The organism is Dokdonella sp. GW821-FHT11D02 (genome assembly GCF_058808595.1).
Genome location: NZ_CM179520.1, coordinates 482,727 through 497,620 on the forward strand (window position 1 = coordinate 482,727; position 14,894 = coordinate 497,620).

The window sequence follows — 14,894 nt, forward strand, 5'->3', positions numbered from 1 at the left end:
GAGGGACATTCGATGACTCCGATCCTGCATTCCGTCGTGCGTGGCGCGTTCGCCGCCGCGCTGAGCTTCGCCGCCGCCGCCGTGTGCGCCGAAGAAGAAAAGTACCCGACCGGCTACACCGACACGCCGCAGCTGCCCGGCAGCCGCTGGCGCGTGCACGACGACGAGCGGCCGCGTCCGCGCGTGGTCAAGCCGGGCGATGCGCTCGGCCAGCCGCCGGCGGACGCGACGATCCTGTTCGACGGCAAGAATCTGGATGCGTGGCAGTCCGAGCAGGGCGGCGCGGCCGGCTGGAAGGTCGAGCACGGCTACATGGAAGTGGTCGCCGGCGCCGGCGACATCGCGACCAAGAGCAAGTTCGGCGACTACCAGCTGCACGTCGAATTCAGCGAGCCGTCGCCGCCGAGCAGCAAGAGCCAAGGGCGCGGCAACAGCGGCGTATTCCTCGCCGGAATGTACGAAGTGCAGGTGCTCGACAGCTACGACAACCTCACCTACGCCGACGGCCAAGCCTCGGCGATCTACGGTCAGACGCCGCCGCAGGTCAACGCCTCGCGCGCGCCCGGGCAGTGGCAGAGCTACGACATCGTGTTCGAAAGTCCGCGCTTCGCCGACGGCAAGGTGACCTCGCCCGGCTACGTCACCGTGTTCCACAACGGCGTGCTGACGCAGAACCACACGACCCTGCTCGGCCCCTCTGTGCATCACGCGCTGCCGACCTGGAAGCCGCACGATTTGGCCATGCCGCTCAAGCTGCAGGACCACCACACGCCGGTGCGCTTCCGCAACATCTGGATTCGTCCGCTCGTCGCGCAATGACCGGAGCCGCCGTGGACAAGTCCAAGTTGTTCGTCGCCAGCTGCGTCTCGCTGGTCACCACCTCGATGGTGTTCGCGATCCGCGGCGACATCGCCAACGAGATGGCGGCGGCATTCCATCTGAGCAACGAACAGCTCGGGCTGATCTTCAGCCCGGCGTTCTGGTGCTTCACTCTGGCGATCTTGATCAGCGGCGCGCTGGTCGATGCGGTCGGCATGCGCGCGCTGCATATTCTGTCGGCGCTCGGCTATTTCGTCGGCATCGGCCTGGTCGTGTTCGCGACGCGGCCCGTGGCGCCGGTCGCTTCGATCTTCGATCATCCGGGCACCGCGATGCTCTACGCCGGTTTCATGATCATGGGTTTGTCGCAAGGCCTGGTCGAAGGCGTGATCAATCCGCTGATCGCCACCGTCTACAGCGAGCGCAAGACGCAACGCCTGAACATGCTGCACGCGTGGTGGCCGGGCGGCATGATCATCGGCGGCCTGCTCGCGGTCGCGCTGACCTCGCTGTTTCAGGCATCGTGGCAGCTCAAGCTCGCGACGATCCTGGTGCCGGCTTTGATCTATCTGCTGATGGCGCTGCGCCTGCGATATCCGCAGACCGAGCGCGTGCAGCAGCAGGTGTCCGACCGCGACATGTGGCGCGAGGCGCTGCGCCCGGGCTTCGTGCTGCTGTTCGGCTGCATGTGGTTGACCGCCGCGATCGAGCTCGGCCCGGACCAGTGGTTCCCGGCGGTGATGCAGACGCTCGCGCCGCAGATGCAGGGCGTGCTCTATCTGGTCTACACCGCGGGTCTGGTGTTCGTGCTGCGCACCTTCGGCAGTGGCATCGCGCATCGTTCGCCGATCGCGACCCTGCTGGTCTGTTCGCTGCTCGCCGGCGTCGGCTTGTTCTGGCTCGGCAGCCTCGAGGCGGGCAGCGGCGCGGTGACGGCGTTGGCTGCGGCGACGGTGTTCGGTGTCGGCAAGGCGTTCCTGTGGCCGACCATGCTCGGGGTGACGTCCGAACGTTATCCGCGCGGCGGCGCCCTGCTGATGTGTTTGATGGGCGGCGCCGGCATGTTGTCGGTGGCGGTGGCGCTGCCGCTGATGGGCGCGCGCATCGACCAGTTCGGCGCCGGTGCCGCGCTGCGCATGATGGCCGGCCTTTCGATACCGCTGGCGATCGTGTTCGCCGGCATGGTTTTCTACTATGCGCGGTCGCGTCCAGCGCAGACCGCGCACTGACGGAGCGCGAGCGATGACGCGCAAACTGCGCATGGGCCTGATCGGCGGCGGCCCCGGTTCCTTCATCGGCCGCATCCACCGTCTCGCCGCCGAACTCGACGGCGAGGCGGAACTGGTCTGCGGTGCCTTCAGCAGCTCGCCCGAACGCTCGCGCGAGGCCGGCGCGTCCTATCACGTGCCGGAGGCGCGCGCGTATGCGAGCTACGAGCACATGATCGAAGCGGAGCAGGCGCTGCCGTCCGGCGAGCGCATGGATTTCGCCGCGATCACCACGCCGAACCATCTGCACTACGAACCGGCGCGACGTTGCCTCGAGGCCGGTTTCCACGTCATCGTCGACAAGCCGCTGTGCTTTTCGCTGGAGCAAGCCGAGCAGCTCAAGGAGACCGTCGCGCGCACGCGCCGCCTGCTCGCGGTGACCTACACCTACAGCGGCTATCCGCTGGTCAAACAAGCGCGCGCGCTGGTCGCGGCCGGGCGTATCGGCGCAGTGCGCAAGGTCTATGTCGAATATCCGCAAGGCTGGCTCGCGACCGACGTCGAACGCAGCGGCCAGAAACAAGCGGAATGGCGCACCGATCCGGCGCGCTCAGGCGCCGGCGGCGCGGTCGGCGACATCGGTACGCATGCGGCGCATCTGGCCGAGTACGTCAGCGGCCTGCGCATCGTCGCGCTCGATGCGACGCTGGCCAGCGTGGTCGCCGGGCGCCGGCTCGACGACGACGCGGCGATGCTGCTGCGTTTCGACAACGGCGCCGGCGGCGTCTTGTTCGCAACCCAGGTCGCCGCCGGCGAAGAGAACAACCTGCGCCTGCGCGTATACGGCGAAACCGGCGGCATCGAGTGGCAGCACGCCGATCCCAATTCGCTGATCCTGCGGCCGCTGGATGCGCCGGTGCAGATCTGGCGCGCCGGCACCGGCTATCTCGACTCCGCCGCAGCCGCCGCCACGCGCACGCCGCCCGGCCATCCGGAAGGCTATCTGGAAGCCTTCGCCAATCTCTACGCAGGATTCTTCCGCGCCGTGCGCGATCATGCGCGCGATCCCGCCGTCGACCTGCGCGACTACGACGTGCCGACGGTGGACGACGGCGCGCGCGGCATGGCCTTCGTCGACGCCGCGATCCGTTCCTCCCGCAGCGAGCGCAAGTGGACCGTTCTGCCATGAAGACGATCAAAGGCCCCGCCATCTTTCTCGCGCAGTTCATGGGCGAGCGGCCGCCGTTCGATTCGCTCGACCGCATCTGCGCGTGGATGGCCGCGCTCGGCTATCGCGGCGTGCAGATCCCGAGCTGGGACGCGCGCTGCATCGATCTCGCGCGCGCGGCCGAAAGCAAGGACTACTGCGACGAGATCAAAGGCGTCGTCGCCGCGCACGGCCTCGAGATCACCGAGCTTTCGACCCATCTGCAAGGCCAGTTGGTCGCCGTGCATCCGGCCTACGACGCATCGTTCGACGGCTTCGCGCCGGAAGCGCTGCGCGGCAATCCGGCTCGGCGCACCGCCTGGGCCGTCGAGCAGCTGCATCTGGCCGCGCGCGCCAGCCGCAACTTGGGCCTGGTCGCGCACGCGACTTTTTCCGGCGCGCTGCTCTGGCACATGGCCTATCCGTGGCCGCCGCGGCCGCCGGGCTTGGTCGAAGAAGGCTTCGCCGAACTCGCGCGCCGCTGGAGGCCGATCCTCGATGCGTTCGACGCGGTCGGCGTCGATGTCTGCTACGAGATCCATCCGGGCGAGGACCTGCACGACGGCGTCACCTTCGAGCGTTTTCTCGCCGCCACCGGTACGCATCCGCGTTGCCGCATGCTGTACGACCCGAGCCACTTCGTGCTGCAGCAGCTCGACTACCTCGCCTACATCGACCACTACCACGAGTTCATCCGCATCTTCCACGTCAAGGACGCGGAGTTCCGCGCGAACGGAAAATCCGGCGTCTACGGCGGCTATCAGAACTGGATCGATCGCCCCGGCCGCTTCCGCTCGCTCGGCGACGGCCAAGTCGATTTCAAGGCGGTCTTCTCCAAGCTCGCGCAATACGACTATCCGGGTTGGGCGGTGGTCGAATGGGAATGCGCGATCAAGCACCCCGAAGACGGTGCGCGCGAAGGCGCCGCGTTCGTGCGCGACCACATCATTCGCGTGACCGAGCATGCGTTCGACGACTTCGCCGGCGGTGGAGCGGATCGCGCCTTCAATCGGCGCTTGCTCGGGCTCGAGTAGCCGGAGTGCTGCGACGCTGCGGCGCTAGAGGCGGCAGCGCGCCCTGACGCCTGGTCGGACTTGATAGGTGTTCGTCGCCGCATCGTAGGAGCGGTAGCGCTGCGCGCAGGCGCGCTGATGCGGCGTGAGCGGCTGCGTCGCGGCCTTGCGTTGCTGTTGCCGCTTCTGCTGGATGCGCTGCTGGTGGCGGCGCAGGTTGTCGTAACGCTGCGCGTCCAGTTGCGGGCCGAGCCACTGCGCGCTCGCCGGCGACGAGTGCAGGATGAGGGCTGGGATCGCAAATATCGCGGCGGCGCTCAAGAGCAACGGGTATCGATTCATCGCCTCACTCCGGATGCCGATCGCGGCGGCCTTCCTGCCGACACGCTGACGGCAGGGTAGGGTCGGTGGCGGCGCGAGTCCACTACGGTGTCGTCCCGATGTTCGACATCCAGCGTCGCACCGCGCAATCCGAAGACGGCGCGGTTTGATCGCAGCTGTGAGCGGAGACGATCAACGCACGCGGCGCAGTTGGCGCAGGAAATGAACGCCGCCGCTGTCGCCCTCGATGGTTAGCACGTCACCGGCGATGCGGAACGGCCGCGGCTGATCGGTGCCGGTGTAGCTCGGCATCAAGCTGCCTTCCACCTTGTGCACGACAATGCCTTTCTGCGCATCGACGTGATAGGTGCCGAAGTAGGCGACATAACCCTGATAGGCCGCGCGAACTTCCGCATCGGTGCCGGTGGCATCGTCGCCGGAAGCGAACGGCGCGGTGGCCGGCGTACGCATGATCTGCACATGCAGATGGCCGGTCGCGTCGTAGACGATGTATCCGAGCGGATGCTCTCCGTATGGATAGGAGGTCTTTCCGGCCGCATCGGTGTCGGCAATCCGTTCGATTCGCCAAGTCCCGACCAGCGCCTTGGAACGGTCCGCCGCCGCTGCCGGCGCGCTCGCCGACACGCCGATCAACGCCGACAGCAAGAAACCTGCAACAACACCAACACGAGCCTGGTTCATATCTAGCCTTTGCAGTGGAAGCGGCCATCGCTTGGTCGATTGTGCGTTTCCGGGAGCAGCTCATGCGCTCCGGCGAGCGGGCGCGGAGCCGAGGCCGTATCGGGAAAGAGGGTCATCGATCGAGCGAACGCCGCGTGGAAGAACCGCTCAAGTCTAAGGCTTCCTCGTGTCGGAATTCCGCGCCATATCGCGGTGCGATGGATGCTTCCGATGTGCAGCGCCGTGCCATCCAATGGAAGCCCAGCAGGGCCGGCTGAGAGACTCACCGGCGCGTTCGCCGCAAACCACGAAATGCTCGACGCTGCGGAACTACGCCGCCCCGGACGCAGTCCTAGCGCAGTCGTCAGGGCGGGGCGACCCAGCGCAAGCGCCATCGCTTGCGGCCGATCTTGAACCGGACATCCATCGGAACACGGGGTTCTCATGCGTTCTTCTTTGCTGATTCTCGGCTCGTTCGCGGCCGTCACGGCCGTTGCCGCCACGCCGCAGGAAACCGCCCAGCAGGCGGTCGCCGCGCTGGCGCCGACGATCAAGGTCGACGCGGTGCAGGAGTCGAACGTGCCGGGCTTTTATGAAGCCATGGCCGGCGGCCGCTTCTTCTACGTCAGCAAGGACGGCCGCTACCTCGTCGACGGCAATGCTTATGACGTCGCCAACAAGCGCGATCTGACCGCGCAGTCGCAGGCCAAGGTGAGCAAAGCGGCGCTCGACAAGGTCGGGCCGGAGAAGCGCATCGTGTTCGCGCCGCAGGCGCCGGTGCAGACCAAGCACACGGTGACGGTGTTCACCGACATCGACTGCCCGTTCTGCCGCCGCTTCCATCAGCAGATCGCGGCTTACAATGCGAAGGGCATCGCGGTCGAATACTTGTTCAATGCGCTCGTGATCCATCCGCAAGCGGACGAGAAGGCCGCAGCGGTGTGGTGCGCGAAGGATCGTTCGGGCGCGTTCACCGCCGCGATGGGCGGGCAGGACCCGGGCAAGGCGACTTGCCCCAATCCGGTGTCCGAACTCACCCAGCTGGCGCAGTCGCTCGGCATCAACGGCACGCCGACGATTCTCGCCGCGGACGGTTCGCAGATTCCGATCCAGATCGCGCAGTCGCCCGATCAGCTCGCCGCCGAGCTTGATCGCCGGGCGCAAAAGTCGACCGCCACGGCTTCGGTGACGCAAGCGTCGCCGCTCGACGTCAGCGCCGACGGCGCCGCACGCAAGGCCATGCAGACCCTGGTGCCGCAGGCGAAGATCGACCAGATAGAGCCGGCGCCGGTTTCGGGCTATCGCCAGATCCTGGTCGGCAGCCAGATGGTCTACGTCAGCGACGACGGTCGTTACTTGATGCAAGGCGCGCTGCACGACACGCGCAACAAGCGCGACCTGACCGCCTCGCGCATCGCCGTGCAGAGCAAGGCCAAGCTCGACGCGGTGCCGCCCGGCCAACGCATCGTCTTCCCGGCCGAAGGCGGCAAGCCGAAGTACAAGGTGACCGTGTTCACCGACATCGACTGCGGCTACTGCCGCAAGTTGCACTCGCAAATCGCCGAGTACAACAAGCGCGGCATCGAGGTCGACTACTTGTTCTTCCCGCGCAGCGGGCTCAACACGCCGTCCTACGACAAGGCCGTTTCGGTCTGGTGCGCGAAGGACCGCAACGCCGCGTTCACCGCGGCGAAGACCGGCAAGGACGCGACGCCGGCCAAATGCGACAACCCGGTCGCCGAGCAGTTCACGCTCGGCACCCAGATCGGCGTCGATCGTACGCCGACGATCTTCGCCGCCGACGGCAGCAAGATCATTGGCTATCTGCCGCCGGAGCAGATGGTGGCTAAGTTGCAGTCGCTGGATGCGGTGTCTTTGGCCGATAACTGAGATTGCTGAAAGGTTGAGGTCGTACCGCGGCGAAATCAGCCGCCCTCTGCGGCCACCATCACCTTGGCAGTCATGATTTCTCCTTGGCTGGAGATGTTCTGCAGAGAAAATCCACTGGATTTTCCCGAGTAATAGTTCAGCGACTCGCTCGCCGAAGCGTGCGGCGCCCAATACAGAATCGCTTCGCAGCCGGTGCCGTCTCCGGGCAGCACGAGATTGCAGTCGGAGTTGAGTGGCGCCTCGACGACGTTTCCCTGATGCTTTCCGGGCACGTAGGCGTTGAACGTATTGGCGACCTGCGTGCCGACGTTGGCATCGATGTGCTGAATCAGAATGCCGCCCGATCCGCTCCCGATCAGGGATGCCAAGCCGGCATCCCAGCCGACTTGAGGCCGGTTTTCGACCAGCCAGTACTCGCTCGAACTCGCCGCGAAATTCGCCAGTAAGATCGCCGAAGCCGAATCGGTAACCGAGCTGGAGAGCGAAACCTCGCCCGTCGAGGTGATGGTCCTGGGATTGGACCAGCCCAAGTAGTGCCGCGTCCAAGCATCCAGACCGACCGGCGTGGTTGAGCGGGTTTCTCCTTGTCGTGCACCCCAGTTTCCGACCGACATCAAGCTAAAGCCGCCCAGGCCTCCGTTGAAACCATTCTTGTCGTAGAGATCCGGCAAACCGGCCATCGCATGTCCCATCTCGTGGGCGACCAGGCCCATGCCGATGCGGGTCTTGGCATCGTACATCTCACCGTTTACCGCCCAGTTCGAGATGCTCTTTTTGCCCGCCGGAATGCTTTGTCCGCCCCATTGATGCGCCCAGATGCTGGGCGTCAAGTTCGTCGCGGCCGCCGTTTCGTATCCACCTAGAACGAAGTAAATCAGGGTCTCGTCGATGGAGATCTCTCCGTCGAGATCGATATCGAGGTCATCGAAATCGACGAAGCGGCTCGCAGCGGCGAGAGCGTCTCGAATCCAAGGAACTTCGTTCTCATAGGTGTAGTTGTTGCCGTAGTTGGGATGCTGGATCGGAAGCGAAACCGTCACGACACCTGTCACGCCGCCCGGCTGAGTGACCGGCACCGGGACGATGGAAACTTTGCCGTAGGAATTCTCGCGGTAGTAGGTGGCGACCGACGGCCCGGGCGCACCGAAGGCGAGGTTGCTCCAGTACTGAGCGGAACCCTTCCGCAACGGCGCATCCTCGAAGCCGATCAGGACGAGCAGAAGGCGTCGTTCCCCCACCACCGGCTGCGGCGCCCACGTTCCGGTGATACCGGGAAGGCCCGCTGTATTTGCCGGCGCCGTCGTGAACGACCAATTCTGCCCACGAAGATTCTTCAGCTTGATTTGACGCTCAATAGTTCGAATCCAGTCGGTTCTCTGTTTTTGCAACAGAAGATCCTGCTGCTTCTCCCGTTCGATATAGCGGCGCGGACGTAGATGTTTGGGAAACAGGAGCCAAGGACTCTGGGCGCCCGCTCCTGTGTGCTCGGGCATCAGCGTTTCGCGTGCGACGATCTCTGACGGCACCAAGCCGCCCGTGTCGCCGCCTTGGCCCGGCTCTCCCCGGCGTGCGTAGAAGAAGGTTTCGCCGGCGCCCTTCAAAATCGTGTAGCCGTCCAAAGTTTCACGCCAGGCTTGGTGCTCGTCTCCGCGCAAGACGGTATGAACCATCTTGCCGTCGGGTTGCTTGACCGCGATGACGGCTGGATTGGCCGGCGATGCCAGCGCGTTCGCGCAAGCGGCTAAGGCGAACGTCGCGACCACAGGCGCCTTGAGGTGCGTGAAGACATCGATCATGTGGAGCACTCCTGGTAGCGGTCGGCTGCGGGAACGGAATGCTTGGCGACGTGAAGTGACACCCAGCACCGTCGCGTCTACTCGCACGCCGCAGTTATCGCGGACGCATCGCCTGTGGCCAACGCTTTCGCACATTGCGCAGCTTTCCACTGCTGATACATGAGGGCAGCTTTGTTCTTGCCGGCGGCTGCCTCATTGGTGCGCGCGGCGCCGATCTTCTCGAATAAGCTGCCGACCGCGCCGAAGTATTCGCTGATCACGTTCGCGGGAATCTTCGCCGCGGCCAGGACTTCGCTGTCCGCTTTGGGGGAATAGCCGGTCGGCATTCCGTCGACGAAAGTCAGCGTCGCACTCGCGTCCGCGAAGACTCCGATTGGAATCTTCAGGTAGTTGGCCTGCAGCGCATCGGGAATGAATGCGAGGAACGAACGCTCCATGCCGCCGTTCACCGGAGCGGCCGTCACTCGATACGGCACCAGTTGTCGGTAGAACACACCCGATCGCGAGCGAGTCGGAGGTGCGCTTGGATAGTGTCCGTCGCCGGAGCGGGCATCGACTCTGGAAATAGTGAATACGTAGTCGCAAAGCTTTTGCGTGACGACGGGCGAATCCCAGGGGGGAGAAAAGGGATCGATGTTCCTGGTATAGGTTCCCTGCTCGCTGCACGCTGGTGGTCCGGGCGGCTTCGCGCCGGGAACCGCCGGTGCGCTCCTCGCCGCCGCCATGGACTTCGCCAGTTCCGCCGCGATGTCGCTGATCGAACTGGTCATCGTCGCGGTCGCGCTGGTGATCAGCCCTTTTTCGTTGATGGCGATGACCATCTCGTTCTTCGACAGCAGACCTCTGCTGTAGTTGAGGAGAAACGATGCGGTGAGATCCGGATACGCGTCGGTGACGGCGACGCCTGGAGTAGCGGAATCCGCCACGGTCACGCTGAGCAGGATGTCCTTCTTAGGAAGGTGATATTCGAGCCCCTCGCTGTAGCTGGGTGGCTTCGACCCCGAGATCATCGATGACTTGAAGGCCGCGCACGATGAAAGCAGCACCAACGCCGCGAGCAGCAACAGTCTGCCGCAGTTATCTCCGAGCGCATCCATATTTCCCCCTTTCGCGATGCCGCCTGGGCATACCGGCACAGCAACGGCAGGAGGCGGAAATCCCGCCGCGCGCTGCTCAAACGAAAGTCCCTCGACCCCGCAGCCATGTTGGCGGGTACCGCAGCGTCGGGAAAGATGCCGGCGCGCGCTGAGGCGCTCAGTTCGGCTGCTCAATCACGGGAAGGCTGTCGCGAAAGCCCATGGTTGAAAGCCGCCGCAGCGAGACTGAGCAAATTCTTCAAGAGTCGCTGAGCGCTCAGCACAGCTGGGCAATGCTCGCCGCTGGAAAGGAATGGGCGACCGCGCACTGTGCGGACGCCGTCAGGCGCATTTCGAGACGACCGAGAGACGATCTGGGGCCAGACGCCCGAGAGCAAACTAGTCGGCTCGCACTCCACGAGCTTTCGTTCCAGTTCGCTCTCTACGAAGCAAAGCAATCGGAGCGGCTTCCGCGTTTGGCGGTTCCGATTGGTGCGGTAGATGCCGGGCGGACATTTCGCCCCTGGTCGTGGGGCGAAAACAGGCGATGGACACGGCGGCCTGTTTGGTGGTCACCCGCAATTGCTCACTCCACCGTCACCGACTTCGCCAAATTCCGCGGCTGATCCACGTCGGTCCCGCGCAGCACGGCCACGTGGTAAGCGAGCATCTGCAGCGGCACGGTGAACACGGCCGGCGCGATCAGGTTGCCGCCGGAGGCGATCTTGAGCACGGCGCCGCGATCGCCGTTCTGCGCCATCGGCGCGTCGGTGTCGGCGAACACGAACAACTCGCCGCCGCGCGCACGCACTTCCTCGAGGTTGGATTTCAGTTTCTCGAGCAGCTGATTGTTCGGCGCCACCGTGATGACCGGCATGTCCTCGTCGACCAGCGCGAGCGGGCCGTGTTTGAGTTCGCCGGCCGGGTACGCTTCGGCGTGGATGTAGGAGATTTCCTTCAGCTTGAGCGCGCCTTCCAGCGCGACCGGGTAGTGCACGCCGCGGCCGAGGAACAGCGCGTGGTGGCGCGGCACGAAGCGTTCGGCCAGCGCGGCGATCTCGGGTTCGAGCTTGAGCACTTCGCCGATCACGCGCGGCAGCGTGGCCAGCTCTGCGACCAGGCGCGCGTACTTGTCCGCAGCGAGGCCGTTGATGCGCGCGAGTTCGAGCACGAGCAGGGCGAGCGCGGTCAGCTGGGTCGTGAACGCCTTGGTCGAGGCGACGCCGATTTCGGGACCGGCGCGCGTCATCAGCACCAGGTCCGATTCGCGCACCAGGCTCGATTCGGGCACGTTGCAGATCGCCATCGAGCCGAGATAGCCGTGCTGGCGACCGTCGCGCAGCGCGGCCAAGGTGTCGGCGGTCTCGCCCGACTGCGACACGGCGAGAAACAGCGTGCCCGGCTGCACCACCGCGCGGCGGTAGCGGTATTCGCTGGCGACTTCGACGCTGCACGGCAGACCGGCGATGCCTTCGAGCCAATAGCGCGCGACCATTCCGGCGTGGTAGCTGGTGCCGCAGGCGACGATCTGCACGTGCTTGACCTGCGCCAGCAGCGCTTCGGCGTCCACGCCGAAGATATTGGGCAGGATGCGGTTCTCGCTGATGCGGCCTTCCAGCGTATCGGCGACCGCGCGCGGCTGCTCGTGGATCTCCTTGAGCATGTAGTGGCGATATTCGCCGCGCTCGACCGCGTCGGCGGACAGTTCGCTCTTGCGGATCGTGCGCTCGACCGGGTTGCCGTCGCCGTCGCAGATCTCGAAATGCGCGTGGCTGATTTCGACCACGTCGCCCTCGTCGAGATAGACGAAGCGGTTGGTCTGACGGATCAGCGCCTGCACGTCGGAGCCGAGGAAATGCTCGCCCTCGCCGACGCCGACCACCAGCGGACTGCCGCGGCGCGCGCCGACGACGCGATCGGGCTGGTCGCGATTCATCACCGCGATCGCGTAGGCGCCGTGCAGGCGCCGCGTCGCCGAAAGCACTGCCGCGCGCAGATCGGCGCCTTGGCCGAGCGCGTGTTCGACCAGATGGGCGATGACTTCGGTGTCGGTTTCCGATTCGAAACGGTAGCCGCGCGCTTTCAGTTCCTCGCGCAGTTCGGCGTGGTTCTCGATGATGCCGTTGTGAACGACCGCGACACGTTCGCTTGAAACGTGCGGATGAGCATTGACCGTGTTCGGCACGCCGTGCGTGGCCCAGCGCGTGTGCGCGATGCCGGTGAAGCCGGCCACCGGCGCCGATTCGTACAGCGCCTCCATGTCACGCACCTTGCCCTTGGCGCGTACGCGCGCGAGGCGGCCGTCTTCCAGCACCGAGATGCCGGCGGAGTCGTAACCGCGGTATTCGAGCGCCTTGAGGCCGGCGATCAGTACCGGCACCACGTCACGGCCGGCGGTGGCGGCTACGATTCCACACATAGAAGTTCCTTGGCTGATGACTGAACGCGCAGAGCTCGCCGCCTTGCTGGGAAGGGGGCGGCGCTGCGAAGATGATAGGCCCTCGGCGCATTCTCGCGTGCGCACGATAGGGCGGAAGGGCGGCACAAATGCGATCGACGATGGGTGTCGAGCGCGACGAGAGCTGCCGAGCGGGTTTGCGGGACCCGTCGAGGAGAACCAATCCGATGTACCAGTTGCTGCGCCAACGCTCCACGCGCTGGCTGTTCCTGCTGGCGTTGCTCGAACTCGTGTTGCTGGCGTTGTGCGTGAAGGTCGCATCGCACCTGCGCTACATCGCCGACGAGCCGAGCCTGGCCGGATTTTCCGAATACGTCTGGCCGCGCGCGTTCCTGTTCGCGGCGGTCATCGCGGCCGGCATGGCGGCGCTCGGTCTGTATCAGGTGCATCTGCGGGAGACCTGGTTCGGGTTGCTCGCGCGCCAAGCGGTCGGCTTCGTGCTCGGCGGCATCGCGCTGATTGTCATCTACTACGTCTTTCCGCTGGCTTACATCGGGCGCAGCGTGTTCGGCATCGCGCTGGTGTTCGGCTTCGTGGTGATCGCCGCGTTCCGTGTCGTGTTCACGCGCCTGGTCGACACCGAAGCGCTGAAGCGGCGCGTGCTGGTGCTGGGTAGCGGCCGTCGCGCCGCCTTGATTCCGCAGCGCATGCGCCGGCGTTCGGATCGGCGCGGCTTCAGCATCGTCGGCTTCGTGCGCATGGGCGAGGAGCCGGTGATGGTGCCGGAAGACCGTCTGCTCGTGCTCGACGGGCCGCTGCGCCTTTGGGCCGAACGTCTGCAGATCGACGAGATCGTGGTCGGGCCGGACGACCGCCGCGGCGGCTTGCCGATGGAAGAACTGCTCGACTGCAAGCAGGCCGGCGTCGCGATCACCGATCTGCCGACCTTCTTCGAACGCGAATCGGGCAAGGTCAAGCTGTCCTTGATCGAGCCGTCGTGGCTGGTGTTCTCCGACGGCTTCGACGCATCGCCTCTGCGGCTCGCGATCAAGCGCGTGTTCGATCTGACCACCGCACTGATCGTGCTCGCGCTGACCTGGCCGCTGATGCTGTTCACGGCGCTGGCGATCCGGCTCGAATCGGGCAAGGGCCAGCCGATCCTGTACCGGCAGGATCGCGTCGGCGAGCGCGGCCAAGTGTTCGCGCTGACCAAGTTCCGCAGCATGCGCACCGACGCCGAACGCGACGGCGTCGCGCGCTGGGCCACGCGCAACGACGATCGCGTCACCCGCGTCGGCCGCATCATCCGCAAGACGCGGCTGGACGAGCTGCCGCAGCTGGTCAACGTGCTGCGCGGCGAGATGAGCCTGGTCGGGCCGCGTCCGGAGCGGCCGCAGTTCGTCGCGGAACTGGCCGAGAAGATCCGCTACTACAACCTGCGCCATGCGGTGAAGCCGGGCCTCGCCGGCTGGGCGCAACTGCGCTATCCCTACGGCGCGTCGGAAGAGGACGCGACCGAGAAGCTCAAGTACGACCTGTTCTACGTCAAGAACCACAATCTGCTGTTCGACTTGATGATCTTGATCCAGACCGTCGAGGTCGTGCTGTTCGGCCGCGGCGCGCGCTAGCGCTGCGCCGAGCGGCATTTCCCCGGCCGCTCATTTCGCCGCCGGCCGCGGCTTGGAAACCTTCAGCGGGCGCAGGCGCGAGCTGTACCAGTCGCTGACGCGGCCGTGTTCGAATTCGACCCAGGACGGCCCATAGTCCCAGCGTTCGGCGCTTTCCATCACCGGCCGCCCCTCGATCGTGCGCACCGCGGCCGCCTCCATGCCGAGCTCGATGCGCACCGTGTTTTCGTGGGCGAGTTCGAACGGCTGCGATGGAATCTCGACGAAGCGCGGCTCGTCCGCGGGATCGTCCATCAGCGGCGCCTGGCTGCCGCCGATCTGCGTCCAGCCGACCCAGCCGATGGCGGCTGCCGCCAGCGCGATGAAGACGACCCGGCGCAGCCCGGTGCGGCGGGTGGCGTCGGGCGGACGGGCGCTCGGGCGGGCCGTCTCCGCCGCCGGCTCGTTGCGCGCGCGGGCGCCTGGGAGGCGGCCGTGGCGGCGCTCGAACGCGACGGCGGCCTGGTAGGCCGCGGTCAGTTCCTGCAGCTCCGCCGCCGCCGCAGGCTGCGGATTGCGGTCCGGGTGCAGCTCGGCCACACGGCGGCGATAGGCGCTCTTCAGCTCGGCCAGGCCGCCGTCAGGCGCCAGTCCGAGCTGTTGATAGAGCCAGACGAAGTCGGTCGGTTGGTTGCTCATGCTCGCTTTCGGGGCCGGAAGGCCGAGGATCGAGGGTCCAAGAGCCGCTCGCAAAGAGTGCGCCAACGACGCTAAAATGTGAACTGCTTCGCAGTTTTTGTGGACGCCCCTACGGGCGCCGCGACAGCAGGGGGCCGCCGCAGAGCACGGCGGAACGAGGCAGCGACAGGGTTTGCGGG

Annotated in this window: 12 protein-coding genes; 6 read left to right on the top strand and 6 right to left on the bottom strand. The window is 65.8% G+C overall.

What is annotated here, in order from left to right:
- Positions 1-12: 12 nt before the first annotated feature.
- From AC3QL3_RS02015 to AC3QL3_RS02030, 4 genes are read left to right on the top strand one after another with little or no spacing between them, the layout of a single operon-like run.
- Positions 13-819 (top strand): 3-keto-disaccharide hydrolase, encoded by an 807-nt coding sequence (locus tag AC3QL3_RS02015; protein ID WP_492896586.1) that lies wholly within the window; start codon positions 13-15, stop codon positions 817-819.
- Between the two features lie 11 nt (positions 820-830).
- A complete protein-coding gene (locus tag AC3QL3_RS02020) occupies positions 831-2,048 on the top strand; it encodes an MFS transporter (RefSeq protein WP_492896587.1) in 1,218 nt (405 codons plus the stop codon).
- 13 nt (positions 2,049-2,061) lie between these two features.
- The gene (locus AC3QL3_RS02025; RefSeq protein ID WP_492896588.1) at positions 2,062-3,216 is read left to right on the top strand and encodes a Gfo/Idh/MocA family protein; all 1,155 of its coding nucleotides are present in this window, start codon (positions 2,062-2,064) and stop codon (positions 3,214-3,216) included.
- The gene (locus AC3QL3_RS02030) at positions 3,213-4,268 is read left to right on the top strand and encodes a sugar phosphate isomerase/epimerase family protein (protein ID WP_492896589.1); all 1,056 of its coding nucleotides are present in this window, start codon (positions 3,213-3,215) and stop codon (positions 4,266-4,268) included. Before AC3QL3_RS02025 ends, AC3QL3_RS02030 begins: the two co-directional genes overlap by 4 nt.
- Before the next feature lie 24 nt (positions 4,269-4,292).
- On the opposite strand, the gene AC3QL3_RS02035 is transcribed toward AC3QL3_RS02030, so the two are convergent.
- Together AC3QL3_RS02035 and AC3QL3_RS02040 are read right to left on the bottom strand one after the other, a co-directional pair.
- Positions 4,293-4,589: a BA14K family protein gene (locus AC3QL3_RS02035; protein ID WP_492896590.1), complete on the bottom strand. Its 297-nt coding sequence runs from the start codon at positions 4,587-4,589 to the stop codon at positions 4,293-4,295.
- Positions 4,590-4,760: 171 nt separating this feature from the next.
- On the bottom strand, positions 4,761-5,270 hold the full coding sequence (locus AC3QL3_RS02040; protein ID WP_492896591.1) for a lipocalin-like domain-containing protein: 510 nt from the start codon (positions 5,268-5,270) through the stop codon (positions 4,761-4,763).
- Positions 5,271-5,693: 423 nt separating this feature from the next.
- Between AC3QL3_RS02040 and AC3QL3_RS02045 the strand changes: the two genes are divergently transcribed.
- On the top strand, positions 5,694-7,139 hold the full coding sequence (locus tag AC3QL3_RS02045; protein ID WP_492896592.1) for a thioredoxin fold domain-containing protein: 1,446 nt from the start codon (positions 5,694-5,696) through the stop codon (positions 7,137-7,139).
- Between the two features lie 35 nt (positions 7,140-7,174).
- On the opposite strand, the gene AC3QL3_RS02050 is transcribed toward AC3QL3_RS02045, so the two are convergent.
- The 3 genes from AC3QL3_RS02050 to glmS all read right to left on the bottom strand — a co-directional run bounded on the left by AC3QL3_RS02050 (position 7,175) and on the right by glmS (position 12,430).
- A complete protein-coding gene (locus AC3QL3_RS02050) occupies positions 7,175-8,935 on the bottom strand; it encodes a M6 family metalloprotease domain-containing protein (protein WP_492896593.1) in 1,761 nt (586 codons plus the stop codon).
- 77 nt (positions 8,936-9,012) lie between these two features.
- Positions 9,013-10,032, bottom strand: a complete 1,020-nt coding sequence (locus tag AC3QL3_RS02055) for a hypothetical protein (protein ID WP_492896594.1) — start codon at positions 10,030-10,032, stop codon at positions 9,013-9,015.
- Between the two features lie 565 nt (positions 10,033-10,597).
- Positions 10,598-12,430 (bottom strand): glutamine--fructose-6-phosphate transaminase (isomerizing), encoded by a 1,833-nt coding sequence (gene glmS / locus AC3QL3_RS02060; protein ID WP_492896595.1) that lies wholly within the window; start codon positions 12,428-12,430, stop codon positions 10,598-10,600.
- Between the two features lie 206 nt (positions 12,431-12,636).
- Here glmS and AC3QL3_RS02065 point away from each other — a divergent pair, with 206 nt between their 5' ends.
- Positions 12,637-14,037, top strand: coding sequence for a TIGR03013 family XrtA/PEP-CTERM system glycosyltransferase (locus AC3QL3_RS02065; protein ID WP_492896596.1), 1,401 nt, complete (start codon positions 12,637-12,639; stop codon positions 14,035-14,037).
- A gap of 30 nt (positions 14,038-14,067) precedes the next feature.
- Here the strand turns inward: AC3QL3_RS02065 and AC3QL3_RS02070 are convergent, their stop codons facing one another.
- Positions 14,068-14,715, bottom strand: a complete 648-nt coding sequence (locus AC3QL3_RS02070; RefSeq protein ID WP_492896597.1) for a J domain-containing protein — start codon at positions 14,713-14,715, stop codon at positions 14,068-14,070.
- Between the last annotated feature and the right edge of the window lie 179 nt (positions 14,716-14,894).